At 62.7% G+C, this 25,677-nt stretch carries 24 protein-coding genes; 17 read left to right on the top strand and 7 right to left on the bottom strand.

Annotated features, from left to right (window positions below; all coding sequences use genetic code 11):
• Positions 1–433 precede the first annotated feature (433 nt).
• The gene (locus tag ACFPN5_RS03735) at positions 434–778 is read right to left on the bottom strand and encodes a DinB/UmuC family translesion DNA polymerase (RefSeq protein ID WP_379780243.1); all 345 of its coding nucleotides are present in this window, start codon (positions 776–778) and stop codon (positions 434–436) included.
• 380 nt (positions 779–1,158) lie between these two features.
• Here ACFPN5_RS03735 and gstA point away from each other — a divergent pair, with 380 nt between their 5' ends.
• A complete protein-coding gene (gene gstA, locus ACFPN5_RS03730; protein ID WP_379780241.1) occupies positions 1,159–1,767 on the top strand; it encodes a glutathione transferase GstA in 609 nt (202 codons plus the stop codon).
• 383 nt (positions 1,768–2,150) lie between these two features.
• Here gstA and ACFPN5_RS03725 read toward each other — a convergent pair whose 3' ends face one another.
• A complete protein-coding gene (locus tag ACFPN5_RS03725) occupies positions 2,151–2,714 on the bottom strand; it encodes a TetR/AcrR family transcriptional regulator (RefSeq protein ID WP_379780239.1) in 564 nt (187 codons plus the stop codon).
• A gap of 507 nt (positions 2,715–3,221) precedes the next feature.
• On the opposite strand from ACFPN5_RS03725, the gene ACFPN5_RS03720 reads away from it, so the two are divergent.
• The 5 genes from ACFPN5_RS03720 to ACFPN5_RS03700 all read left to right on the top strand — a co-directional run bounded on the left by ACFPN5_RS03720 (position 3,222) and on the right by ACFPN5_RS03700 (position 7,262).
• Complete coding sequence (locus ACFPN5_RS03720; protein WP_379780237.1) at positions 3,222–3,587, top strand: hypothetical protein; 366 nt, start codon at positions 3,222–3,224, stop codon at positions 3,585–3,587.
• A gap of 128 nt (positions 3,588–3,715) precedes the next feature.
• A complete protein-coding gene (locus ACFPN5_RS03715) occupies positions 3,716–4,855 on the top strand; it encodes an LLM class flavin-dependent oxidoreductase (RefSeq protein WP_379780235.1) in 1,140 nt (379 codons plus the stop codon).
• A 61-nt stretch (positions 4,856–4,916) separates the two neighbouring features.
• Positions 4,917–6,008, top strand: coding sequence for an LLM class flavin-dependent oxidoreductase (locus tag ACFPN5_RS03710; RefSeq protein WP_379780233.1), 1,092 nt, complete (start codon positions 4,917–4,919; stop codon positions 6,006–6,008).
• Positions 6,009–6,057: 49 nt separating this feature from the next.
• Positions 6,058–6,744 (top strand): TetR/AcrR family transcriptional regulator, encoded by a 687-nt coding sequence (locus ACFPN5_RS03705; protein ID WP_379780231.1) that lies wholly within the window; start codon positions 6,058–6,060, stop codon positions 6,742–6,744.
• Positions 6,745–6,755: 11 nt separating this feature from the next.
• The gene (locus ACFPN5_RS03700) at positions 6,756–7,262 is read left to right on the top strand and encodes a nuclear transport factor 2 family protein (RefSeq protein WP_379780229.1); all 507 of its coding nucleotides are present in this window, start codon (positions 6,756–6,758) and stop codon (positions 7,260–7,262) included.
• Here the strand turns inward: ACFPN5_RS03700 and ACFPN5_RS03695 are convergent.
• From ACFPN5_RS03695 to ACFPN5_RS03685, 3 genes are read right to left on the bottom strand one after another with little or no spacing between them, the layout of a single operon-like run.
• Positions 7,259–7,921 (bottom strand): carboxymuconolactone decarboxylase family protein, encoded by a 663-nt coding sequence (locus ACFPN5_RS03695; protein WP_379780227.1) that lies wholly within the window; start codon positions 7,919–7,921, stop codon positions 7,259–7,261. The genes ACFPN5_RS03700 and ACFPN5_RS03695 overlap by 4 nt on opposite strands.
• A 29-nt stretch (positions 7,922–7,950) precedes the next feature.
• Positions 7,951–8,697 (bottom strand): glucose 1-dehydrogenase, encoded by a 747-nt coding sequence (locus tag ACFPN5_RS03690; protein WP_379780225.1) that lies wholly within the window; start codon positions 8,695–8,697, stop codon positions 7,951–7,953.
• Positions 8,694–9,116 carry a nuclear transport factor 2 family protein gene (locus ACFPN5_RS03685; protein WP_379780223.1) on the bottom strand — a complete coding sequence of 141 codons (423 nt, stop codon included), beginning with the start codon at positions 9,114–9,116 and terminating at the stop codon, positions 8,694–8,696. Before ACFPN5_RS03685 ends, ACFPN5_RS03690 begins: the two co-directional genes overlap by 4 nt.
• A gap of 220 nt (positions 9,117–9,336) precedes the next feature.
• On the opposite strand from ACFPN5_RS03685, the gene ACFPN5_RS03680 reads away from it, so the two are divergent.
• From ACFPN5_RS03680 to ACFPN5_RS03655, 6 genes are all read left to right on the top strand, one after another.
• Positions 9,337–10,527: an LLM class flavin-dependent oxidoreductase gene (locus ACFPN5_RS03680; protein WP_379780221.1), complete on the top strand. Its 1,191-nt coding sequence runs from the start codon at positions 9,337–9,339 to the stop codon at positions 10,525–10,527.
• Between the two features lie 110 nt (positions 10,528–10,637).
• A complete protein-coding gene (locus tag ACFPN5_RS03675) occupies positions 10,638–11,108 on the top strand; it encodes a nuclear transport factor 2 family protein (RefSeq protein ID WP_379780219.1) in 471 nt (156 codons plus the stop codon).
• Between the two features lie 14 nt (positions 11,109–11,122).
• Positions 11,123–11,995, top strand: a complete 873-nt coding sequence (locus ACFPN5_RS03670; protein WP_379780217.1) for an enoyl-CoA hydratase-related protein — start codon at positions 11,123–11,125, stop codon at positions 11,993–11,995.
• Positions 11,988–12,758: an enoyl-CoA hydratase-related protein gene (locus ACFPN5_RS03665; RefSeq protein ID WP_379780215.1), complete on the top strand. Its 771-nt coding sequence runs from the start codon at positions 11,988–11,990 to the stop codon at positions 12,756–12,758. The genes ACFPN5_RS03670 and ACFPN5_RS03665 overlap by 8 nt, the downstream gene beginning before the upstream one ends.
• A gap of 55 nt (positions 12,759–12,813) precedes the next feature.
• Positions 12,814–14,001, top strand: coding sequence for a flavin reductase (locus ACFPN5_RS03660; protein ID WP_379780213.1), 1,188 nt, complete (start codon positions 12,814–12,816; stop codon positions 13,999–14,001).
• 41 nt (positions 14,002–14,042) lie between these two features.
• Positions 14,043–15,689, top strand: coding sequence for a class I adenylate-forming enzyme family protein (locus ACFPN5_RS03655; RefSeq protein ID WP_379780211.1), 1,647 nt, complete (start codon positions 14,043–14,045; stop codon positions 15,687–15,689).
• Between the two features lie 8 nt (positions 15,690–15,697).
• Here ACFPN5_RS03655 and ACFPN5_RS03650 read toward each other — a convergent pair whose 3' ends face one another.
• Complete coding sequence (locus ACFPN5_RS03650; protein WP_379780209.1) at positions 15,698–16,483, bottom strand: enoyl-CoA hydratase/isomerase family protein; 786 nt, start codon at positions 16,481–16,483, stop codon at positions 15,698–15,700.
• 154 nt (positions 16,484–16,637) lie between these two features.
• Between ACFPN5_RS03650 and ACFPN5_RS03645 the strand changes: the two genes are divergently transcribed.
• A complete protein-coding gene (locus tag ACFPN5_RS03645; RefSeq protein ID WP_379780207.1) occupies positions 16,638–17,780 on the top strand; it encodes an LLM class flavin-dependent oxidoreductase in 1,143 nt (380 codons plus the stop codon).
• 20 nt (positions 17,781–17,800) lie between these two features.
• Here the strand turns inward: ACFPN5_RS03645 and ACFPN5_RS03640 are convergent, their stop codons facing one another.
• Entirely contained in the window at positions 17,801–18,553 is a 753-nt protein-coding gene (locus ACFPN5_RS03640; protein ID WP_379780205.1) for a TetR/AcrR family transcriptional regulator, read from the bottom strand.
• A 351-nt stretch (positions 18,554–18,904) separates the two neighbouring features.
• Between ACFPN5_RS03640 and ACFPN5_RS03635 the strand changes: the two genes are divergently transcribed.
• The 4 genes from ACFPN5_RS03635 to ACFPN5_RS03620 all read left to right on the top strand — a co-directional run bounded on the left by ACFPN5_RS03635 (position 18,905) and on the right by ACFPN5_RS03620 (position 25,669).
• Positions 18,905–20,629, top strand: a complete 1,725-nt coding sequence (locus tag ACFPN5_RS03635) for a DUF1302 domain-containing protein (protein ID WP_379780203.1) — start codon at positions 18,905–18,907, stop codon at positions 20,627–20,629.
• A gap of 23 nt (positions 20,630–20,652) precedes the next feature.
• Complete coding sequence (locus tag ACFPN5_RS03630; RefSeq protein ID WP_379780201.1) at positions 20,653–22,062, top strand: DUF1329 domain-containing protein; 1,410 nt, start codon at positions 20,653–20,655, stop codon at positions 22,060–22,062.
• A gap of 81 nt (positions 22,063–22,143) precedes the next feature.
• Positions 22,144–23,226, top strand: a complete 1,083-nt coding sequence (locus tag ACFPN5_RS03625; RefSeq protein WP_379780199.1) for a WD40/YVTN/BNR-like repeat-containing protein — start codon at positions 22,144–22,146, stop codon at positions 23,224–23,226.
• A gap of 25 nt (positions 23,227–23,251) precedes the next feature.
• The gene (locus tag ACFPN5_RS03620) at positions 23,252–25,669 is read left to right on the top strand and encodes an efflux RND transporter permease subunit (RefSeq protein WP_379780197.1); all 2,418 of its coding nucleotides are present in this window, start codon (positions 23,252–23,254) and stop codon (positions 25,667–25,669) included.
• Positions 25,670–25,677: the final 8 nt, after the last annotated feature.

Raw genomic sequence — 25,677 nt, 5'->3', positions numbered from 1 at the left:
CCTGTCAAGTTGCAAGGTCAGCGTGTCCGCTTGGAACTCTCCGGTTCCCGGAACAATCCCGGGGTTTCCTTAACGCAGGCGCTGACGGGCGTCAGACCGATACTCAGCTGACGCCTATGTCACATGTCGGCGCGGGCGAGGGAACCTTGTTTTTGAAAATCCTTGTGTCGAGTGTTCGATACCGCCCGGCCATCAACAATTCGGCAGCAAAGTAGAACGCTGCTTTTGGGTTAATGCCAGTCACTTAAGGCATTGACCTGTGACCGGCTTGAGCTAAAACGGATTCACGTGCAACGTGAATCCGTTTTTTATTATGGCTCTCCAACTTGATCTGGGCTATGCGGCTGCCCCCCGGTGTCAGGATAGATGTCGCGTCATTTCATTTACATTAATCGTGTTTGCAGGCGGAGCGAGACATGCAGTAAAACGTTATTTAGCATAACGCAAGCAAGCCGTCCTGAGGCGGATCATGCCACCAGAGAACAGCTTGGTATCCGTGCTGGCGCGGGAGAACGGCATCTCGGAACAGACACGTGAGCTTCACGGTTGTCTGCCGGGAGAATTGCGGCCTCGCCCGAAACGGTGACGTGTGGGCGAACAGGAGCACGTTGCCGGCAACGCGATTCTGCTCCCTCAGCTTCTCGGCTGCCCGGCTGCCCGGCTGGTAAAGTCGCTGACTCCCTGCACCAATGGCGGCAAGGCCGAGATCGGTTGACCAAAGCTGTGCGTGCACGCGATCTGCTGCTTTTGCGGCGGTGCATCTTCCAGTTCGATGCATGTCTCGCCCTGCAACTCGCGAATGGTGCACGGAGCCATCGGCTGTCCACCAGGAGCCGGCCGTCATTGCGCCGCTTTGAATTGTGCGCGGAGGCCGGCGTGGCGTGGCAAGCGGCATCGCCTCGTTCGGCTAAGAATTTATCCGTAAATTATGTTGTCGATCAGCGGCACCTTGCTGAAGGCGATCGTCATACTTGTGCGCATTGGACTCCCAATATCGTCGGAACGCTCGAAGCCGGTCAGGTCAAAAGCCTATGGGTAACGGGGTCGTCGGCTGCACTGTGCAATGGATCGCCTCACGCTTGTTTAGTTCGTCAGCCTCGTGCTGGGCACCGTGGCCGTAATCAGCGTCCTGTTACCGCATCAACATTGGAGATATATTTGAAACTCTTCTACACGCCCGGCTCCTGCTCGCTGTCTCCCCACATCGTTCTACGTGAACTCGCGCTGCCGTTTGCGCTTGAGGCCGTCGATCAGGGTACGAAGCTGACCGCGTCCGGCGCGGACTTCACGGCCATCAATCCCGAGGGTTACGTGCCGGCGCTTGAATTGGACGATGGCGAGGTGCTGACTGAGGGTGCGGCCATTGTCCAGTATTTGGTCGACAAGTATGCCCCCGGCACGTTGGCGCCACTTTCCGGCACGGTCGAGCGCGCCCGCGTCAATGGTCACCTGAACTTCATCGCGACCGAACTGCACAATGGCTGCGTTCCGCTCTTCAACCCTGCGATGGCGCCCGAAGCGCGAGAAACGGTCACAAAAGGTCTCGAACGCAAGCTCGAGGTGATGGAACAGATCCTCGCCGATGGACGATCTTATCTGACCGACCCGGACTTTACGGTGGCGGACGCCTACCTGTTCACAATGCTGAGCTGGTCGCCCCGGATTCAGATCGACCTCGAACGCTGGTCCTACCTCGCCGCGTTCAGCAAGCGCGTGCTGGCGCGCAAGGCCGTGCAAGCTGCTCTGGAGGCGGAAGGGCTACGATAAGCTGTTTGAAGCCTGCCATGGGTGGACGACTGGCCGTAAGGCCTTCGCCCGTCACGCCGTTTCAAGAAGGCCGCCTTGGAAGGGGCAGGTTAGTGCAGAGCAGTTCTAGCATCGGCTCCGCAAGCAACCAGCTGTCCGGATTGTCCGAATCAGGCACGCGGGTCGGACGTCGAGTTCGCATCACTTTCCTGAACGGGATCGTCACCGGCCTTTTCGGTGACTGGCTGCTGTCGCCCATAGCTTCAATGTACTGTCGCACGTCGACCGGGCATTGCAGGCGGCGTTCGTCGCACTACAGTCCGAGCCGTCGGTGCGCCAGGCCGGCTAACCTGGGGGAGACCGGAAACGTCTGGGCCCGGCCGGCGATGCTGGCAATGCCCCGGTCAGTCCTTGCTGTACAGCCTCCAGATCATCGCAAAACCACTTGCCTTGTAAGCCTCGACCCGATCGCGTTCGCACGATGCGAAATCCATGGTGATCTTCGCCAGGGCCATGAAGACGGCATCTGCAAAATAGGGGGACTGTCCCTTGAAGAGGTCGGCTTCCGACAAGCCTGGCACGAGGCCGGCGAACATGGCCTCGACCTCAGCCCGCGTCGAAGAGGTCAATACAGATGACGCGGCAAGTTGGGTCATGGCCTCGTTTGCCGCACGGTTGGCCAGTCCCCAATCGATATAGCTGTTCCACACCGAACGTACGCGTATCTCGAGCGGCGCTCCTGCGGGGAAATCCTTGGAGATGGCCTCGTAGGCGCACCCGTTCAGGTGCCTGTACACCTCATTCAACAGCTCATCTTTTGTCGGGAAGTAGCGGAACAGGGTCCCCTCGGCTACTTCCGCCTTCTTTGCCATCAGCGCAGTAGGCGCACCGAGGCCATGAGCGGCCACCGTCTCGGCTGCAGCGTTCAGGAGGGCAAGGCGCTTTTCTTCGCTTCTGGGACGTGACATGGAATGGGCTCGATTGACAGCGACACAGCTAAGGAATGCCAGAGTGGCGGCTCATTATAGAAGGCAATGCTGAGACCGTGCAAATTCATGGCGTGCGCTTGCGCGCCCATCCATGCTCCTGACTCCAGGTCGCGCGTTGCCGGCGCCGTTAATGCCGACAACTCGTAGGCCATCGATTCGCCTGTTTCCAATGATTCAATCTTCGTTATGCCGGCTGGCCTTTTTTCGTCCTTTCATAGCGCGAAAACGCTTGAGCGGTGTCCGGGCGGATTGCGCGGGCCGGATCAACAGAAATGTTGACCGAGGCCGGCCATTGCCTTAGAGTGGATCTGACGTGGTGCATCGAACTTTTGCGCTCGTTGGCGCAGCGGCAGCATCGTTTCCACCTCGCGCATCGCGACATTGCAGGCGGGCGACGGCCGTGTCCTACGATCCCGCCAAGTCGGCGGTGAGCCAGTCAGCCCGGTCGGCGACCTCTATGCTGGCAAATATTAGATCGGGTCAAACGTGGTCGCGCCAGGGCTGATCCTGGCGCCCATTATTGCAACCGCGTGCAGCATCGCACCCGCCGATCGCGCAGCGTTCACGGAATCACTGCAAGTCTCGTTTGGCAAGATCGTTCCACTCGCGCGCGCAGGGCGTCCGAGCGACATTGCCGCATCGGTCCTGTTCTTCGCCTTTGACGGCGTCCGCCCGGTCACGGCCCGGACGCTAGTAGTGGATAGCGGACTCATCGTGATCACCGGCGTCGATATCGGCGCGGTAATTGCAGAAGGCTTGAATAATTCCAAGAAGCGCGCCGGCGACACCGAGACGGTTGCAGTCGGCTGGCGCTGCCGAATAAAAACTCCTGAACCCGTCACCATCGCATAGTTCCAACTAGGCACGTCAACGATAGCGTAGACGGTCAACATTATTGTTGACACGGGGTGTGGGGTCGCCGCATACTCTTCGCACGGCTACATCAATTACGTGAGGAAACGACAGTGAAATTCAATCTTATGCAGACCGGCGTGATCGGACGCCGCTACGAGCTGGAACAAGGCATGGCCGGGCAGCGGCCGGAGCTGTACCAGCGTTTTCTGGCGGAAGTGAAGGATTACGTTCGTTTGGCAGATGAGCTCGGGTACGCGGGCTACTGTCAGCCGGAACACCATCTGCAGATAGAAGGGTTTGAAGTAAACAATCACCCAGGCATGTTCAGCTTGTTTGTTGGCCTGCATTCCAAGCGCATGAAGGCCGGCATCATGGGTTACACCCTGCCGACCCACAATCCGGTCCGCGTGGCCGAAGAAATCGCGACGCTCGACCACATGTTGCAAGGCCGCCTGTTCGTCGGCTTCACACGCGGCTACCAGGAGCGCTGGGTTGACCCGTATGCCGCAGTGCGCGGTGTCGGCGCCACGACGGTCGACAACGCCAAGGCGCGCGATGAGCGCGATTCGATGAACCGTGAAGTGTTCGAAGAGTCCTTGCAGATCATTAAGAAGGCCTGGGCCAACGATGTGTTCAGCCACCAGGGCAAGCATTGGGAGTTTCCGCCTAACGGCGGTTCGGCCGGGCATCCGGCCTATGCCGAATTCGGCAAGGGTATGGACGCCGACGGCATCGTGCGCCAGATCGGTATTGCGCCGCGTTGCCTGCAAAGCCCTCATCCGCAGATCTATGGCGGCTTCGCCGGTAGCATGCGTACGGTCGATTTCTGGGCGCGCGAAGGCGGCAAGCCCATCGTGCTGTCGGGCGACCTCGATTTCTGCGAGACGCTCTGGAACCGCTATGCGGAAACGGCCAAGAAGGCCGAGCGCGAGGTCGCCAGGGAAGATGTCGCGGCCTGGGGCGGATTTCTGATGCTGGTCAACGACAAGCAGAAAGCCGAAGCGCTGATGGCGGAACACCAATGGTTCTGGGATAAATGGTTTATCCCGCACGGCCAGCGGATGCCAAACGTGCTGATCGGTACGGCCGACGAAATCGCCGACCAGATCGGTGCCGCCCACGACCGGCTTGGCTTTAACGAGCTGTTCCTGATGTTTGGACAGGGTCACCTCGACCCCGAGCAGAACAATGAGGAGCTTGAAAAATTCGCGCGCCTGGTGGCGCCACGTTTCAGCAATAAAGACGGGGACGGCACCCTGGTCTAAACCCGCCGAACAGGCACTGATCATGCAGGCAACTATTGGCCAATAGGCCGGGGAGACAAACATGAAATGCGGATTTTTTCATACGCCTTATAACTTGCCGCATCGTACGGCACGGCAAGTATTCGACTGGTCAATGAAACTGGCCCAGGTCACCGACCAGGCCGGTTTCGCCGATTTCATGATCGGCGAACATCACACGCTGGCGTGGGAAAACATTCCCTGTCCGGAGATCATCATCGGCGCGGCGGCGGCGCTGACGAAAAATATCCGGTTTGCCCCCATGGCCCATCTGCTGCCATACCATAACCCGGCCACGCTGGCGATCCAGATCGGCTGGCTATCGCAAGTACTGGAAGGACGGTATTTCCTCGGCGTAGCGCCGGGGGGGCATCACACCGATGCGATCCTGCACGGCTTCGACGGAATCGCACCGCTGCAGGCCCAGATGTTCGAGGGACTCGACCTGATCGAAAAAGTGTGGGCACGCCAGCCTTTCAAGGAAAAGACGGCGCACTTCCAGGCCGGCTTCCCCGGCCCGGACGATATGCCCGGCTACGAAGTCCAGCTGGCCAACAACGCGCCGTGGGGTGGCCGCGACAACCTGGAGATTGCCGTCACCGGCCTGACCAAGAACTCGTCCTCGCTGAAATGGGCGGGGGAGCGCAATTACAGCCCGATTTCGTTCTTCGGCGGCACCGAAGTGATGAAATCGCACTGGGATACCTGGGCCGCTGCGGCTGAATCCCGAGGCTTTGTGCCCGACCGACAACGCTTTCGCATTACCCGCGACATCTTCATCGCCGACACCGATGCGGAAGCCAAGCGCCGCGCGATCGCCAGCGGCCTGGGGGATTCATGGCGCGAGTACTTGTTTCCAATTTATAATAAATTCAACCTGTTTTCCGGGATCATCGCCGACTCTGGAACGGGCGTCGATCCGAGCCAGGTCGACATGGATTTCCTGGCCGAGCATGTGTGGTTGTGCGGTTCGCCGGAAACCGTCATCCGCAAGTTGCACGAGCTTGCAGAAAAGACCGGCGGGTGGGGCGAGATCGTGGTCAATTCCCACGACAACATGGATGACCCCGCACCATATTTCGAGTCCTTGCAGCGCCTCGCAAAAGAAGTAGTGCCCAACTGTAACGTGCTATAGGCGCGGCGTCATCGGGACGGTCATGCAGTTTCGTGGAAGAGGACTCAGGGTGAAAGACGACAGTAATATTGCCCGTAGACGCAAGGCGGCCATGGCCGAGGGCGGCGTGGAATACACGGCCAAGCGCGATGAACTTGTCCGGGTGGCCGTCACGCTGTTCAAGGAAAAGGGCTACAAGTCCACCAGCTTGAACGATATTGCGAAAGCCGCCGGCCTGGACCGCGCCACGCTGTACTACTACGTGGCCAGCAAGGAGGAACTGTTCGAAGAAGCGGTGCATGGGGTCCTCGACGCCAATCTGCGTGAAGCGGAACGGCTGCTCAAGACGGCCACCCTGGGTCCGCGCGAAAAGCTGCAACTGCTGTTCGAGCGTCTGATGGCATCGTATGAGGAAAACTATCCCCACACTTACGTCTACATCCAGGAACAGATGCAGCATGTCGACGCGGAAGCGACGCCGTGGGAGCGCAATATGGTGCAGCAGACAAAGCGTTTCAAACGCATTGTTACCTTGCTGCTCAAGGAGGGCATCGCAAGCGGGGCATTCCGCGCCGATGTCCCGGCCGAGCTTGCCGCAAACATGTTGTTTGGCATGTTTAACTGGACACACCGTTGGCACCGTCCCGGCGGGCAGCTGAACGCGCGGGCGATTGCCGCCGCCTTCTGCAGGATTTTCTTCGACGGCATGCAGGACGCCGGCGATGAGCAACGCGACACCCCCACCTTCATTCAATAAAAGGAATCATCATGTCGGAATTGGAACGCCGTATCCGCAGGCTGGAAGACCGGACCGAGCTGCACGACCTCATCGTCCGTTATTTTCTTGCCGTCGATGACGATGCCTACGACGTGCTCGCTGATACCTTTGCCGTCGACGCCACCTTCTCGGCCGGGGCCTTCGTCGGCGGCCGGGGCCGCGACAACGTGGTGGACTTCCTCAGGAATGACCGCCTTAACATGGGCCCCACCATCCACACCCCGCACTACTCGCTGTTTGCGTTCCAGGACGACGACCATGCGACGGGGACCACCGGCGCCCACCTGGAGTTGGCGCGCGCGGGCAAGACCTTGTACGGCGCGGTGCGCTATATCGATACCTTTGTGCGCGAGCAGGGCGCCTGGCGCATTCTTGCGCGCGAGATGCGCACCGTGCATGTCGGGCCCTGGGAGGATGTTGGCACCTCGCTGACGTCCGAGCTGTGCGTGCGCTGGCCAGGCGCCGCACCGGCGGCGTCCGACTACCCGAAACGCTAAACAGCCCGGCCTACACCGGGGTGGGCCGGCACGGCGGCGGCGATGGCAAGCGCTTCCAGGATCGCCGCGCCGCCCACCCCGAGCGCGATGGCATTTTTGAGGTGCAGGCGCAGGCCCGGCAGGTAGCGGTGGTTCGGCGTGGCGTCGACCGCGATCGAAATCAGTTCCTTGCTTGCCCTGCTCAATGCCGCGCTTTTCCACGGTACCGCGCAGTACTGGAAAAACGCCTGGAACGCTTCCGGCGACTGGCGCAGCAAAGCCTCCAGGAAGCCCGGCGCTTCGTTTTCCATGGCGTCCCAGTAGCCTGACGAACCCACGTACTGCTCCCACAATGCGCTGCGCCGGCTGTCAAGTGGGGCCCCGAACGCCGGGTCGGCGCGTGCGGCAAGCAGGCGCGCGACCCGGCGTGAGCCCTCCATCAGCGTGTGTACACCCAGCCCTGACACCAGTACCAGTACGTCGTGCACTTGCGCGCCGCTGGCGCCGGCATCGAGCGCCAGCGCGCTGAAGCGCTCGATGGCGTCGGTGTCCAGGTTGGCGACCGATGCGTGGACTGCCAGTCCGATCAGGGCCGCGTTCAGGGCATCGAGCCCCTCGCCGTGCGCCACACCAGCCAGGTGGGCGTGGGCCTCCTTGCTAAGGTCGTCCAGTGTCACCATCGTTGGTCGCTCCCTCGTGCTGGTCAAATTTATTGGGCGGTCATGCCGGCATCGATCACGTGTTCAGCCCCGGTGATATACGAGGCCTCGTCCGAGGCGAGAAACAGCACCAGGTTGGTGACTTCGGACGGGTCGGCAATCCGGCCGAGCGGGATTTGTGCCATGGCGTCGCCGCCTTCTTCGTTGGTCGCTTCGATCATCATCGGCGTCATGATGAAGCCCGGATGCACCGAGTTGACGCGGATGTTGTTCGGACCGTATTCGATGGCGGCGGCCTTGGTCATGCCGCGTACGGCGAATTTGCTGGCCACGTAGGCAACGCTGGGAAAGCCGTAGTTGGCCACCAGGCCTGCAATCGACGAAATATTCACGATCGACCCGATGCCCACCTTCAGCATCGACGGAATGACCGCATGCATGCCGAGGAAGACCGAGTGCTGGTTGACGGCGCAGACGGCCAGGTAGTCGGCTTCCGACAGATCGGCGGTTTTCTGCATCGGCCCCAGAATGCCGGCATTGTTGACCAGGACGCTGACCGGCCCGAAAGCCTGCTCGGCCGCCTTAACGACGCGCGCCCATCCATCCGCGCTGGTGACGTCGTGACTGACGAACAGCGCGCTGGCGCCGAGCTCTTCGGCCAGGGCTCGGCCCGCGCTCTCGTTCATGTCGGTCAGCACCACCTTGGCGCCCTCGGCCACGAACCTGCGCGCGTGCGATGCCCCCATGCCCCGCGCCGCGCCGGTGACGATGGCCACTTTTCCGTTCAGTCGATTCATTGTGGGGCCTCTTGCGGTTTTAGGAATGTGTCGAACGCGTGTTGCGTATCCATGTACTCCTTGACGCGCAGGATCTTTCCCTCCGCGATTTCAAACAGGAAGTGGTAAAAATTGTTGTACACCCTGCCGTTGTTAAGTTCGGCATATGACTCCGCCTCGACCGCGACGTGACTACCTTCCCCGATCAGGGATGTGGGGGTGATCTTCAAGGCGCCGTGTTTGTAGAGCGTCGTCACACCCTGCAGAAGGACACCCAGCTGCGCGCGTGTGTAGGTGTCGGACAGTCCCGCCATCCTGCCGGACACCCACCAGGTCGCATCGGGGTGCAGCCGCGCCACGATGGCGGCCGCATCGCCGCTGGAAAACACTTCTAGAAAATCGCGGACTATCTGCTTGTTCTCGGCGCTAGGGCTGCTCATGCTGGTCTCCGTTTTTCGGTGTGGGCGGTGTCTTGTGCTGCGCTGCAGTATGGCTGCCCGATGCCAGGCCGGGCCGCTTGCATTGTTCGAGCCTATCATGCAACTCCGCTCGTGGTCAACGATCATGTTGACCTCGCGGCGCTGGTCGAACCCGCCGGCGCGGAGGCTCCATCTAAATCAACAAGACCGTTGACTGATCGCGATTTGTCAGATATCGTCCATGTCATCGAAGTCGCCACCAAAGAGCGTTGTCGACGGCGGAAATGATCTTTACCCAGCAAACAAACAGAGGAGACATATCGTGGCAATGGAGACCGGTCTAATTTTTCACCCGTACATGCGCCCGGGGCGTACGGCGCGGCAAACCTTCGATTGGGGCGTGCAGAGCTCCATTGCGGCCGACAAGGCAGGCTTCAGCTCGATGATGATTTCCGAACACGCCTCCCAGATATGGGAGAACATCCCCAATCCAGAACTGATGATCGCCGCCGCCGCGCTGCAGACCAAGACCATCAAGTTCGCGCCGATGGCGCACCTGCTGCCGCACCAGCATCCGGCCAAGCTCGCCATCATGATCGGCTGGCTGTCGCAGATCCTCGAGGGGCGCTACTTCCTGGGCATCGGCGCCGGCGCGTATCCGCAGGCTTCCTATATACACGGCATCAAGAATGGCCAGGACACCCAGTTCCTCAACCAGATGGTGCGTGAATCGCTCGAGATCATGGAAAAAATCTGGAAGCGCGAACCGTTCTTCTACGAAGGCAAATTCTGGAACGCGGGCTATCCGGAAGAAGTCGAGTCGGGCCACGAGGACGACGAGCAGCACAAGCTGGCCAACTTCGCGCCATGGGGCGGGGTCGCGCCGGAAATCGCGGTCACGGGTTTTAGCATGAACTCACCGTCAATGCGCCTGGCGGGCGAGCGCAACTTCAAGCCGGTCTCGATCTTCTCCGGCCTGGAAGCGCTCAAGAGCCATTGGGACATCTACTCGGAAGCGCAGCACAAGGCCGGCTTCACTCCCGACCGCTCCCGCCATGCGGTGTCGCAGACCGTGTTCTGCGCCGAAACCGACAAGGAAGCCAAGCGCCTGGTCATGGAAGGCCCGATCGGCTACTGCTTCCAGAAGTACCTGATTCCGATCTGGCGCCGCTTTGGCATGATGGACGGTTTCGCCAAGGATGCCGGGATCGATCCGGCCGACGCCGATCTGGAATTCCTGGTCGACAAGGTGTTCGTGGTCGGTTCTCCGGCCACCGTGGCCGACAAGATCAACACCCTGTTCGAAGCCACCGGCGGCTGGGGCACGCTGCAGGTCGAGTCGCACGACTATTACGACGATCCGGCGCCGTGGTTCCAGTCGCTTGAACTGATCGCCAAGGAAGTCGCGCCGAAAATCAAGCTGCCGACCTGAAACGCGCGCGGAGCGGGCCGCCGTGCATGGACACGGCAGGCTGTCGCGTCGCGCCATTTTTTTAACCCACAAGTCAACACACATGTTGACAAAGACCTGGAGAGCCTGAAATGAATACCGCAACGCGCGAGCAGAACGCCGAGCAGATGTTTTCCGAATCGCAAATCAGTCGCCTGATCTATGACTATGCCTATCACCTCGACATGAACCATACGGCCGAACTGGCCGACCTGTTCGTCGAGGACTGTGTGGTCGTGTACGGCCCCAATTTCGGCGCCGAGGGCCGCGCCGCCTATGCCAAGACGCTTGAAGGCGTCGGCTCCTACTTCGTGGCCACCAGCCACCACGTGTCGAACATCGTGATCGACTTCGTCAGCGAAGACGAGGCCAAGGTGCGCACCATCCTGTACGCCTGGCACCGCTACACACGCGAACGCCCGGATTCGCATGTGTGGGGCCAGTACCATGACGAAGTCGTACGCGTCGACGGCGTGTGGCGCTTCAAGCGGCGCGAGCTGCGCACTACCGGCGCCAAGGATTTCCACGTCAAGGAAACCATGCCAATCGGCCGGCGCGCCTGATGGAAGGAGCGGCTGTGCTCAACTCCGAATTTAACTACCGCACCATCAGGATCGAACATCGCGGCCCGTTGACCTGGGTGATCCTGAATCGCCCTGACAAGGCCAATGCGCTGTCGAACGAACTGCTGGACGAATTTTCCGACGCGTTGCGCCGTCTGGCCACCGAAGGCGGGCCGGTGCTGGCGATCCGGGGTGAAGGCAAGGGATTTTCATCGGGCTACGATCTGGAGCAGGTGGGGAAACTGAGCACCATCGCCGACCCTGTAGCCGACCGCGAGCGCCTGCAGCGCAACCTGAACCGCTACCTGGCGATGTGGGACCACCCCAAGCCGATCATCGCCGCCGTGCACGGATATTGCATGGCGGGCGCCACCCAGATGTGCGTGTATGCCGACCTGACGGTGGTGGCCGACAACGCACGCATCGGCGAGCCGAGCGTGCCGATCGGCGGCGGCTATATCGCCCCGCTGTGGGCCCCGCTGGTCGGCGCCAAGCGCGCCAAGGAGATGGCCTTTGTTCCCGGTAATAGTATCGACGGCGCCACCGCGGTCGAATGGGGCTGGGCCAATCACTGCGTGCCGGCCGACCAGCTCGTCGCCATCGTCGAAGACCTGGCCGCGCGCATCGCCATGACTCCGCCCACTGTCCTGCGCATCAAGAAGCTGTCGATCAACCGCGCCGCCGAGGCGATGGGATTTCGCAGTGCGGGCGCCGCTGTGGCCGAGATGGACGCGTTGCTGCACCTGACGCCGGCCGTGCTGGAAGTGAAGGAATTTATCGCCAGGGTCGGCCTGAAGGAAGCCATGGCCGCCTATCGGGTCGCCTCGACCACGCCGCTGACCGTATCGGCGCCAACCATCAAGAAGGAGTTACCACCCCATGTCTGACATCGAATTCACCATCCGCGGCCACGTCGCACAGGTCAAGCTGAATCGCCCCAAGTCGCTCAACGCCATCGATCCCGGCATGGACCGCGACCTGCGCGCGGCGTGGGACGAAATCAACCGCAACCCGGAGATCTGGGTGGCCATTCTGACGGCCGAAGGCGAGCGTGCGTTTTGCGTCGGCGCCGACGTCAGTAAAGGAACCGACCGGGCAGGCCGCATGGCGCTGGGGGGCGGGCTGACCGGCATCGGCGGGCCGCTGGTGACCCTCACCAAACCGCTGATCGCGGCGGTGCAGGGCTATGCGCTGGGCGGCGGCTTTGAGCTGGCCATGTGCGCCGACATCATCGTGGCCGCCAGCACCACCCAGTTCGGCCTGCCGGAAACCAAGGCCGGCATCATGGGCGAGTGCGGCGTCATGCACCGCGCTATCCGCCAGCTGCCGCACCACATCGCGATGGGCATGATCCTGACCGGCGAGCGGATGAAGGCGGCCGACGCCTTCAATTATGGACTGGTGAACGAGGTGGTCGAACCGGCCGAACTCGAGGAGGCAGCGCAGCGCTGGGCCGAGCGCATCGCCGCCGCCTCGCCACTGGCGGTCCAGGCGGCCAAGGCCGCGGTGCTGCAGCGCCTCGACTGGCCGCTGGAAGTGGCGCTGGCCACGCGCTTCGAACCGATCGAAGCGTATGCGTTCACCGAAGACCGCCACGAAGGGGAGCGCGCCTTCGCCGAAAAACGCAAGCCGGAATGGCGCGGCCGCTAATCAGTGCAATCCGCAGTGCAATCCGGCCGGTTCCATTCAAACCAGTGAGGCAGACATGACAACGAATAGCGATGAAGCGCGCGAGGCGCACAACCCGAAGTGGTTCAGGCAGGTACTCGGCCAGTTTCCGACCGGCGTCTGCGTGGTGACCGCGGCGCCGCCCGGCGCGCAGCTGGCCGGCATGGTAGTCGGTTCATTTACCTCGGTCTCGCTGGAACCGCCGCTGGTGGCCTTCCTGCCGGACCGCAGTTCGAGCAGCTGGCCAAAAATCGAGGCGGCCGGAAAATTCTGTGTCAATATCCTTGGCGCGGACCAGGAAGCACTGTGCCGCCGTTTCGCGTCCAAGGCCAGCGACAAGTTCGAGGGTATCGCCTGGCGGCCGGCGCAATCCGGCTCCCCCGTTCTCGACGATTGCGTGGCCTGGATCGATTGCGACATCGCGTCGGTCACCGAAGCTGGCGACCACTTCATCGTCCTTGGCAAGGTCAACGAACTTCAGATCAACACGGGCGGCCTGCCCATGCTGTTCTTCCAGGGTGGCTACGGCAAGTTCTCGCCGCTGTCGCTGGTGGCGCCCGACCCGCTGGGCACGATTGCCGAGCAGCTGCGCCTGGTCGACATGGTGCGCTCGGAGATGGAAGAGCTGGCCGACGACCTGGCGGCGCGCTGCATCGCCACGGCCAGGGTCGATAACGAAATCGTCATCATTGCCGGCGCCGGCAGCTCGCGCCGCAACACCGTGCCGACCCTGGTCGGCCAGCGCCTGCCCGACATGCCGCCCACAGCATCGGTGTTCGGCGCCTGGAGCGGCGAGGCCGCCATCGGCCAATGGCTGCAACGCTCGACCCCGGCATCCGTCCATGCGCAGTGCAAGGCCTCGCTGCAGGCGGTGCGCGCGCGCGGTTTTTCGGTCGGCCTGGTAAGTGACGCCCATCGCGCCTTCGTCAGCACGCTGGCGCGGCGGGCCGATGGCGGCGGCGCCGCGCCGGATGTCGACCTGCGCGAACTGATCCGGCATCTGTCGTTCGATCCCGAACACCTGCTGCCTGAGGTGCAGAACGATATCCGTCTCATTTCAGTGCCGGTATTCGGCCCGGACGGCGCCGTGGCGCTCGCGCTGACACTGCACGATTTTCCCAAGCCGGCCGAAGGCGTCGGAATCCAGTCCTATATCGACCGGATGCTGGCCGCCGCGGCGCGTGCCACGCGCAGGATCGGAGGCACCGTCCCCACCAGCGCATAGGCGCCATTCCAGCTTGCTGGCAACCCATCCGAGTACCTTCCATGACCGATCTTGATTATTACAATGAAGTGTCGACCATCGGCGACCTGCTGGTGCGGGCCACGCGCCTGCACCCGCAACGCGACGCCATCATCTTTCCCGACAGCCGCAAGTCGTACGAGCAGCTGCTCAAGGACGCCGTCGAAGTCGGCCGCGGGCTGCTGGCGCTCGGCGTGCGGCCGGGCGAGAATATCGGCGTGCTCGCGGCAAATTGCCCCGAGTTCGCCGCCGCCCTGTTCGGCATTAGCCTGCTGGGCTGCGTGGCGGTGCCGCTCAACGCGCGCCACAAGAACAGCGAACTGGCGTTCATTATCGAAAACGCCCAACTGACTACGCTGCTTACCACCGCCGACGAAGGCCAGTATGTCGACTTTTGCGCAGTACTGCGCAGCGCGCTGCCTTCGCTCGCCGATGCCGCCGACGCCACCTGCCTGGCGCTGCCCGAAGCGCCGCTGCTGCGCCGCGTGGTACTGCTGCGCGGCGCCGGTGGCACCAGTGGCGCCGGCTGCGTGGGAATGGCCCGGTTCGCCGACCTGGCCGCGCAGGTCGACGCCAGCCTGGTCGAACAGGCGCGCCAGGCGGTGCGCTTGCGCGACCCGGCCCTGATCATCTACACCTCGGGCACCACGGCCAACCCGAAAGGCTGCGTACTGTCGCATGAAGCGGTCACCCGCGGGCCGGCCGAGCGCAGCCGCAAGCGGCTGTGCGCCGACGGCCACCCGGTGACCTGGGGCGCCGGTCCGCTGTTCCACATCGGTTCGATGGCGCCCTTTATCGGCACCATTGCCGCCGCCGGCAGCTACCTGACCGACACGTATTTCGACCCGGGCAGGGCGCTGGCGCTGATGGCGCGCGAAGGGGTGACCAACGCCTGGCCATGGTTCCCGGCAGTGGTGCAGGGCTTGCTCGACCATCCGAGCTTCGATGCGGCGGCGCTGCCGGCGCTGCGGCATCTGATCGTGATCGGGCCGCCGGCGCTGATCGAACGGATCTTCCGTCAACTGCCGGGTGTCGAGGTGGTGCAGGGCTGCGGCATGACCGAAACGGCCGGCATTTTCGCGCTCAGCGCACCCGATACGCCGGACGCGCTGCGCGTCACCAGCCAGGGCAAAGTCGTGCCGGGCATGCAGATCCGCATCATCGATCCCGACTCCGGTGCGCCGGTGGCGCCCGGGCAGGTGGGCGAGATCCAGGTTCGCGGTTACTGCGTGATGGAAGGCTACTACCGCGACCCGGCCAAGACCGCCGCCACGCTGGACGCCGATGGCTGGCTGCATACGGGTGACCTGTACCGCCAGGCGGCCGACGGCAACCTGATGTTTCAGGGGCGTCTCAAGGATATGCTCAAGGTCGGCGGGGAAAACGTCGCCGCGGTCGAGGTCGAGGCGTTCCTGTGCGAGCATCCCGCCGTCAGGCTGGCCGAGGTGGTCGGCAAGCCCGATGCGCGCCTGGACGAAGTGCCGGTCGCGTTCGTTGAATTGCGCCCCGGGCACAGCGTCGATGCGGCCGCGCTGATCGACTTTTGCAAGGGCCGCATTGCCAGCTACAAGGTGCCGCGCGAAATCCATTTCATGCAGCAGCAGGAGTGGCCGATGTCGGCCACCAAGGTCGACAAGCGCGCCTTGCGCGCGCGCCTGGCGCCAGCGTAGGCAGCCGCTCAGCGGCCCGCGAACTGCGCGCCGCGCTTGCCGAGGAAGGCGCCGACGGCTTCCTTGAAGTCGGCCGTGGCGGAGCACGCGACAAAGGCGGCGCGCTCGGCCTCCAGCTGGTGCCCGAAGCTGCGGCCGAGCGAGCCGCGCATCAGACGCTTCAGGCTGCCATACGCCAGCGTGGGGCCGGCGGCCAGCTTGGCCGCCAGTTCCTCGGTGGCGTCGGCCAGCTGCGCCAGCGGAACCACCCGATTCACCAGGCCCATCCCGAGCGCACCGGCGGCATCGATGGCGCCTGGCAGCAGGGCGATTTCCAGCGACCGCTTGAGACCCACCAGGCGCGGCAAGCTCCATGAGGCGCCACAGTCGCAGCTGGCGCCCAGGCTGGTATAGGCGAAGTTGAATTTCGCCGAGTCCGCAGCGATGGACAGATCGCACGCCAGCGCTATGCTGAGCCCGGCGCCGGCTACTGCGCCATGCAGGCTAGCGATCACCGGCGCATTCACCTTACCCAGCAAGGCAAGCCCCTCGTGCATCGGATCGATCAGCTGCGCGGCAATGCTGTCGGGCGCGTCGCGGAACTGGGCGATATCGCCGCCGGCCATGAAGGCCCGGCCTTCGCCACTGATAAGCACCACCCGCACCGACGGGTCGGCGGCGATCTGCCGGCAAGCGTCGAGGAAGGCCCGCGCCATCGCGCTGTCGATCGCGTTGAGCGCCTGGGGGTGGTCGAACACGATACGCGCGATGGCGTCCTGGCAGGTGTAGCGAAGATGTGCTGCTGGGTGATTCATGAAGAACTCCAGTTGGCTAGGGATGAAGCCCGAGCTTATGTCACTTCGCGCGGCCCAGTCAACACATTCGATGACTGTCAACATAAGTGTTGACTGAGTGCCGGAAGGACGGCACAATGGAAGTTCGATAATCCGCCACCGACCTGAGGAAACCATGAAATTCAATCTAATGCAAACCGGCGTCATCGGCCGTCGTTATGAGCTCGAACAAGGCATGGCCGGGCAGCGTCCCGAGCTGTACCAGCGCTTCCTGAGCGAAGTGAAGGGTTACGTCGGACTGGCTGATGAGCTTGGCTATGCCGGCTATTGCCAGCCCGAACACCATCTACAGATCGAAGGTTTCGAGATCAACAACCACCCCGGGATGTTCAGCCTGTTCGTTGGCCTGCATTCGAAGCGCATGCGCGCCGGGATCATGGGCTACACGCTGCCAACCCATAATCCCCTGCGCATCGCCGAAGAAATCGCCACCCTCGACCATATGCTGGGCGGGCGCCTGTTCGTCGGCTTCACGCGCGGGTATCATCCGCGCTGGGTTGATTCGTTCGCCGCCGTGCGTGGCGTGCAGGCGACCGGCGCCAAGTCGGGCGACCAGGATCAACTGAACCGCGAAGTGTTCGAGGAATCGTTCGAGGTAATCAAGAAGGCCTGGGCCAATGATGTTTTCAGCCACCAGGGCAAGCACTGGCAGTTCCCGCCCAATGGCGGCTCGGCCGGCCATCCGGCGTATGCCGAATTCGGCAAGGGAATGGATGCGGAAGGCATCGTGCGCGAGATCGGCATCGCCCCGCGCTGCCTGCAAAACCCGCATCCAAAAGTGTATGGCGGGTTCGCCGCCAGCATGAAGACCGTTGATTTCTGGGCGCGCGAAGGCGGCAAGCTCATCGTGCTGGCCGAGGATCTCGATTTTTGCGAAGCCCTATGGAAGCGCTATGCCGACAGCGCCGAGCAGGCCGGCCGCGAAATACCGCGCGAAGACCTGGCGGCATGGGGCGGCTTCCTGATGCTGACCAGCGACAAGGCGCAGGCTGAGCAGTTGATGGCCGAGCACAAATGGTTCTGGGACAAATGGTTCATTCCCTTCGGCCAGAAGATGCCCAATGTGCTGATCGGTACCGCCGAAGATATTGCCGACAAAATCGGCCGCGCACACGACAGGCTCGGCTTCAATGAACTGTTCCTGATGTTCGGCCAGGGGCACCTCGACCCGGAGCAGAACAACGACGAGCTTGAAAAGTTCGCCCGCCTGGTGGCGCCGCGTTTCGGCAACAAGGACAAGGACGGCACCTTCGTCTGAGCGGCCGCGCGCGCAGAGGCTCAGGCAGTGCGCAGGGTGATGCCGTCGAGGAAGATCTTGCAGAACTGCTCTGCGACATCCTCGGCGCTCAGCTTGCCGCTCGGCTTGAACCAGCGGTGGGTCCAGTTGAACATGCCGAACAGGCCGTTGGTGGCGACATGCACCGAGACGTCGGGGCGGAATACGCCCTCGTCAATGCCTTGCGCGATCAGGGTCATCGTCATCTTTTCGAAACGCCGGGTCTGCTTGAGCATCTGCTTGGCCCAGGGCGAACTGTCATGCGGTACCTCGTGCATCAGCTCCTGGATGTAGACGTACATATGTGGATAGTTCTGTTCGTACGACACCATCAGCATCTTGAACAGCAGCGTGAGCTTGCCGCGCTGATCGAGCTCGTCCCTGCGCATGATCCGGTCGGCTTCCTCCAGATTATTCTTGAGCATGTCCTGCACTGCTTCCTGCAGCAGCTCTTCCTTGCTAGCGACGTAGTAGTACAAGGTGGCCCGGTCGATGTTGGCTGCCTTCGAGATGTCATTGAGCGTGGTGGCCTTGAATCCCTTGTCCTTGAACACGCGCACCGCCAGCTCGACCAGCTCGCGGCGCTTGGCCGTGTACTCGACGCCGCCTTCAGTCAACGCCGCCTGGCGCCGGCGCGCGATATTGCTTGGCTTGGCCGGCTGCGGCGCCGCCACGGCGCTGTCCGAGAGCGCCGCGCTGCTAGCCTGCTTGACCGCAGGCCTGGCCTTGCGAACGGGTTTGGGGGTGTGATCCATATTTCCTTTGAGTCGAGAGGCGCGCACGCCCTCAAGGCAGCGTTGTAGACCCGCTATTTTACACCAGTCCCAGGCGCTCAAGCTGCGCCGGGCGGCGCCGCAGCAGGCCTCGATGGCTGCCCGGTGCGCCCGACGCCACGGGTATATGCCCCGCCTGTCAACACCTACGTAGATTATCAACATGGCTGTTGACAAGAGAAAAAGTATGGCGCATCCTTCAAACGAGCGAATCAGTTTGCTCTCTCGGGAAATCTGGCAACAGCAGCCGGGCGGCGCGGGGGATGGCAGCCGGCGCGCCTCGACGATGGCTTTTTCGACCAGAACAAACATCCAGACAAAGGAGCACATGCAATGGGGATCAAGAACAGCAGGCGACAAGCGGGCAACGCCGTTGGCGCTGTGGTAAGCAGTGGCGGCACGGTCGCTTGCACGGCCGTGGTCAGGCTGGTGGCCCTGGCTGCCGCCATGGTGGCCGGCTCGGCGCACGCCGCCACGATCCAGGCCGGGTCCGACTGGAAAATCAACATCGACAATTCAGTGATGTACACCGCCGGCTGGCGCGTCCAGGATATCAGTCCCTATACGGCCAACCATCCGTTCTTCCACCAGGGGGAAACCCGTTTTAAGCAAGGCGACATGGTCACGAACCGGGTCCAGGATTTGCTCGAAATCCAGGCGATCTACAAGGACAAGTTCGGTGTGCGCGTGACCGGCTCGGCCTGGAAAGACTGGGCCTACAAGGACCGGGTTCCGGGCAACCCTGCCTTGCTTGCGCTGGGCTTGAATAACTACCCGCGCGGCGTCACCGACTACACCAAGCGCTATCACTATGCGGGCGGCGAACTGCTTGACGCCTTCGTGTTCGGCAGCGCCAAGCTGGGCGACGTCACCGTGCACGGCAAGGTCGGACGCCTGACCCAGTTCTGGGGCAACGCCTTCTATTTTGGATTCTCCAATATCGCCTATGGCCAGGCCGGGGTGGATAACATCAAGGGCTTTTCACAGCCAGGCTCGGAACTCAAGGAACTGTTCTTGCCTCGCAAGCAGATCCTGCTGTCCGCCGATATCTCGCCGGAGCTGTCGGTGGCGGTGCAGTACTTCGCCGAATTCGGCCCGAACCGCTATCCCGAAGCAGGGACGTATTTCAGCGCCGGTGACTTCACCTACAAAGGCCCGGTCGAAGTCCCGGCGCTGGCCGGCTTCGCGGGCGGACGGGTCACCGCGGGCACGGAGAATGCACCGAAGGACCGCAATGACAACTATGGCATCAAGGTCGCATGGTCACCGGCCTGGGCCCAGGGCGATATCGGCGTCTACTACCGGGTGCTGGACGACCCGCATCCGTGGGCGCTGTTCGACATCAACGCGGCAGCCAACGGCGGCAGCGTGCACCTCGATTACGCCCCCAAGGTCAAGCTGTACGGCGCCAGTTACGAACGCACCTTCGGCTCCGTCAGCACGGGCTTTGAAGTCTCGTATCGCAAGGGGACCGGCCTGAACAGCGTATTAGGCACGTTCCAGCCCGGGGTGGCCTCGCACGGCGCCACCGGCGACTTGGTCAATGTCATCGCGAACGCCTTCATCCAGCTCGGCTCAACGGCGTTTTACGACACCGGCCTGTTCATTGCTGAATTGTCCCACACCCATCTGGTCAAGGTGACTGGCAATCAAGGCATGTACAACGGCGTCGGCCACCCCGGCTGCGCGGGCGGCACCAAGTGGAGCGGATGTTCGACCAAGAACGCCACCGCGCTGTGGGTATCGTTCGAACCCCAGTGGCTGCAGGTGTTTCCCGGCGTCGACCTGAGCATGCCGTCCTCGTACGCGATCGGTGCCAAGGGCTTGCCGGCGTATGGCGGGGGGGCGTTCTATGCGCAGGGGACGGGTATTTACAACCTCGGCATCAAGGCAGTACTCGACGGCAAACATTCGCTGACCTTGTCGTATAACGGCTTGAACTGGCGTCCGGGCCAGGTGGTCGAGGGCCCGGTTGGCCCGATGTATGGCACTGGCACCGGCGCGCACGCCCTGAATAACCGCAATTGGGTGTCGCTGACACTCAAGACCTCTTTCTAAGAACATTTACGGAGACAACCATTATGCAAAAGAACCATCAACTGCTGAGCGCCGTGGTCGGCACCGCGATCGCCCTGCTTGCCCAGCCGGCGCTGGCGCAGGCCAGCGCCGACGAGGCGCGCCAGCTGGGCGCCAAACTGACCGAATTCGGCGCCGAAAAGGGGGCCAATGCCGACGGCTCGATTCCCGCTTACACTGGTGGCCTGAGCAAGCCGCCGGCCGGCTGGGCCAAGGGTGCCGACCGCTATGTCGATCCGTATGCCAGCGACAAGCCGCTGTATTCCGTCACCGCCAAAAATATGGGGCAATACGCGGCCGTTCTTACCGAAGGCAACAAGGCGATGCTGACCCGCTACGCCGATAGTTACCGCCTGGATGTCTACCCGACCCGCCGCAGCGTGGCCTATCCGGCCTGGGTGTTGAAAAATACGCTCAAGAACGCGACCACCGCCAAGGTGACCGGCAAGGTCGAAGGCGATGCCGTGACCGGTGCCGACGCCGACAATGCGCCATTTCCAGGGATTCCCTTCCCGATTCCGAAAAGCGGTGTCGAAGTGATGTGGAACTACAACTTCCACCTCGCCCCGGCCGTAACCCATACCACGGCGTCTGCGTGGCTGATCGACACCGGTGGGCGCGCGTCGAGTCTGCCGACCCCGAACGAGTATTTCTTGCACCCATGGTATGAACAGTCCGGCAAGCTGCGCAAGGAGACCTACAACGCGGTCCATGGCCTCACGTCACTGTTGCAGGATCCGCCTTCTTCGGCCGGCATCGTGTTCCTGAATTACTACATGCACAACGCCGCCGACAGCGGTCAGAAAGTGTGGTTCTACACGCCTGGCCAGCGGCGCGTGCGCGCTGCGCCCGAGTTCGCGTACGACATTCCCATCGCCAGCTATGGCGGCGTGGTGATGTGGGACGAAATCCACGGCTTCACGGGGCGCATGGACCGTTTCGACTTCAAGCTGGTCGGGAAGAAAGAAATGCTGGTGCCGTATAACGTCTACGGCATCACCAACCAGGTCGCGTCCAAGGATTTCATCGGGCCAAAACACGTCGATCCTGACGCCGTGCGTTTCGAAAAACGCCGCGTCTGGGTGGTCGACGCCACCCGCAAGCAGAACGCGCGTCACGTCTACAGCCGCCGCACCTTCTATGTGGAGGAGGACTGCTGGTGCATCGTGGCCTCCGAGTCGTATGACAACGGCGGCAAGCTGTGGAAAAACCTGAGCCTGTACACCTTTCCTACCTATGACGTCGGCGGCGTCAACAACGATAGCTGGGGCTTCAATGACCTGATCAAGGGCAATTACACCCTGATCAACGTCGGACGCAAGGATCCGGGCAGGTTCGTGCGCAGCTACGACAGCCACGAGGGACTGTCCATGAGCCTGTCGCCGCAATCGGTGGTCGGCAGCAGCGTGCGCTAACCGGGCTGACACCAGCCGGGGAGGGCGTCCGCTGGCCGGATCGCCCTCCATCCCTACCGAATTGACAGACCGGAGAACCCCATGACTGTATCCGCTTTTCTGGGCGCCTGCGCGTGCTTTGCAGCACTTGCCGGCACCAGCGCCGCGCTGGCGGCGCCATTCTTCCAGGATCCGCTCGATCATCCGGCGCTGCCGGTACCGGCAGCCGATAAACGGCCGATGATGGCGGTAGCCCAGGCTGGCGCCCGTCTCGTCGCAGTCGGTTCGCGCGGGCTGGTCGTCACATCGGACGACCAGGGCGCCAGCTGGGCCCAAGCGAGCGTGCCGGTTCAAAGTGATTTGCTGGCCGTGCATTTTCCGACCCCTTCGCATGGCTGGGCGGTGGGCCACGACGGCGTCATCCTCAACAGCACCGATGGCGGCCGCACCTGGCGCAAGCAGCTGGACGGCCGCCGCGCAGGCCAACTGTTCAAGGATTTCTACCGCCTCTCGGGCGACCCGGCGGCACCGCCGGTGAAGCACGCACTGGCGCAACTGGACCTGAACTTCAAGGCCGGCCCTGCGCTGCCCTACCTCGACGTGTGGTTCGCCGATACGCGCCGGGGTTTCGCCGTGGGCGCCTTTGGCATGATCGCTGCTACCGAGGACGGCGGCGCCACCTGGCAGCCCTGGCTCGATCGCATCGACAATCCCGACGGCCTGAACTTGAACGCGATTCGCGGCATTGGCGCGAAGGTGTATATCGTCGGCGAGCGCGGTACAGTGTTCACGCTCGATGCGCAGGGAACGCGCTTTAGCCGGGGAACTACCGGTTATGCCGGCAGTTTCTTTGGCATCGCCGGCAATGACACCACCTTGCTGGCGTTCGGGTTGCGCGGCAATGCCTACCGCAGCGCCGACCAGGGTGCAAGCTGGGAAGCGGTCAGGATGCCGTCCGACGCGACCCTGATGGGCGGCGCCGCCTATCCGGGACAGGGCGGCTTTGTACTAGTCAACAGTGCCGGCCATGTGCTGGTCGGCGACGCCGCTGCGCGCCGATTCTCCAGCGTGCAGCCTCCGCGCTTCATGCGCTACACCGGCGTGGCCGCCGTTGGCAATGTGGCGCTGGTGCTCACTGGACTTACCGGGGTACAGGTCGAAGCACGCCCCACCGCGGTCCGTTAATTTACCGTTCCTACAAAAGCTCATCATGCATGCACCTACCAACGAACTTGACGCGATGCCCGTGGTGGCCTCGCCCGCGCTGTTCGACAGAACATCGGGACACCTGCTCGAGCGGCTGATCTTCAACAACCGAGTGGTGCTGCTGGTGATCTGCCTGCTCACGACACTGTTCCTGGGCTACCGCGGACTCGCACTCGAAATCAATGCCAGCTTCGAGAGCATGATGCCGTCCTCGCACCCCTTCGTGCAGAATTACCGCGCGCACGCCAGTTCGCTCGGCGGCCTTGGCAATTCAGTGCGGATCGTGGTGGAAAACCCCAGCGGCGATATCTACGATGCCGCCTACCTGGCGAAACTGCGCAAGATCAGCGACCAGGTCTACCTGATTCCCGGCGTCGACCGTTCCTTCATGAAGTCGCTGTGGATGTCGGTGGTGCGCTGGACCGAGATCACCGAAGCCGGCTACAAGGGCGGCTCGGTGATGCCAGACACCTACGACGGCTCGGCCGAGAGCATCGCGCAGCTGCGCTTTAACGTCAACCGCGCCGGGATCATCGGTTCGCTGGTCGCCAACGACCAGAAGTCGAGCACGATTTTCGTGCCGCTGGTGGAAATCGACGCCGCTACCGGCAAAAAGCTCGACTACCGGGCGTTCCGCGACGAACTCGACAAAATCCGCACCGAGCACGGCGACGGCGTGCGCATCCATGTCATCGGCTTTGCCCAGCTGGTCGGCGACCTGATCAATGGCATGCTGGAGGTGTTCGTCTATTTCGTGGCGGCGGCGGCCATCGCCACGGCGATCATTTATATGTACACCCGCTGCGCGCGCAGCACGCTGCTGGTGGTGGTGTGTTCGTTCGTGGCCGTGCTGTGGCAGCTCGGGCTGATGCAACTGCTCGGCTTCGTGCTCGACCCGTATTCGGTACTGGTGCCGTTTCTCATCTTCGCTATCGGCGTCTCGCACGGCGCTCAGAAGATGAACGGCATCATGCAGGATGTGGGCCGCGGCACTCACCGCTACGTGGCCGCGCGCTATACCTTCCGGCGCCTGTTCCTGGCCGGCCTGACCGCGCTGCTGGCCGATGCGGTCGGTTTTATCGTGCTGTCGGTGATCGACATTCCGGTCATCCATAGCCTGGCGATCTCGGCCAGCATCGGGGTCGCGGTCCTGATCTTTACCAACCTGATCCTGTTGCCGATCCTGCTGTCGTACACCGGCGTCAGTGCGGCTTCAGCGGCGCGCAGCCTGAAAAGCGCCGAAAGCGACCACCCTGTGATGCGCTTCCTGGGCCGCTTTACCGAGCGCCGCCGGGCCATTGGCGTAATCGCCGCCACCACGCTGCTGACCGTTGCCGGCTTTGTGGTCTCTACCAACCTGAAGATTGGCGACCTTGATCCGGGCGCGCCGGAACTGCGCGCCGATTCGCGCTACAACCGCGACAACGCTTACATCACCTCCCACTATCAACTGTCGAGCGACCAGTTTGCGGTGATCGTCGCCACGCCGGAGGGGGGGCTGATCAGTTTTGAAACGATGCTGGAAATGGACCGACTGGAGGAAACCCTGCGCGGCTTGCCGGGTGTGCAAACCACCGTGGGGGCCGCCAGCCTGGCGCGTGCCTATACCTCGGCCGGTTTCGAGGGGTCGGACAAGTGGATCACGCTCAACCGCGATCCGGCCGTGATCGCCGACGCGCTCAACTACGTGTTCGATTCGAATCCGGAAATGCTCAACGAGGCCAGGTCGGTGTCCCCGGTAATTGCCTATTTGAAGGACCACAAGGCCGAGACGCTGGAGCGGGTGGTGGGCGCGGTCGAACGATTCGCGGCCGAACACAACACCGCCGAGCGCAAGTTCCTGCTGGCGGCCGGCAATGCCGGCATCGAGGCGGCCACCAATATCGCCGTCAGCCGTGCCAACCGCACCATGTTGCTGTATGTGTACCTGGCCGTGATCGTGCTGTGCTACATCACCTTCCGCAGCTGGCGCGCCGTGGTGGTCGCCGTCCTCCCGCTGGTGGTCACCTCCGTGTTGTGCGAGGCGCTGATGGTCATGCTCGGCATGGGCGTCAAGGTGGCCACCTTGCCCGTCACGGCGCTCGGGGTCGGCATCGGGGTCGACTATTCGCTGTACCTGCTGACCGTGCAACTGGGCCAGCAGCGCCTGGGCCTGTCGGTGGCGGAAGCATATGCCAAAGCGCTCGTCTTCACCGGCAAGGTGGTGGCACTGATCGGCATCACGCTGGCGGCGGCGGTGATCACCTGGTTCTGGTCGCCGATCAAGTTCCAGGCCGACATGGGAATTTTGCTGGCCTTCATGTTTGTCTGGAACATGCTGGGCGCCCTGATCCTGATGCCTGCGCTGGCCACCTTTCTGCTGCCCGGCGCCACCGTCAAGGCGGCGGTGCGCCCCGCCGAACCGGCGCGCCGCGCCGCCTGAGCACAGCG

This window comes from Massilia niabensis, from assembly GCF_042655085.1.
GTDB lineage: Bacteria > Pseudomonadota > Gammaproteobacteria > Burkholderiales > Burkholderiaceae_D > Telluria > Telluria niabensis.
The sequence above is the reverse complement of the archived record's forward strand: the minus strand, read 5'-3'. Positions and strand labels throughout refer to the sequence as shown.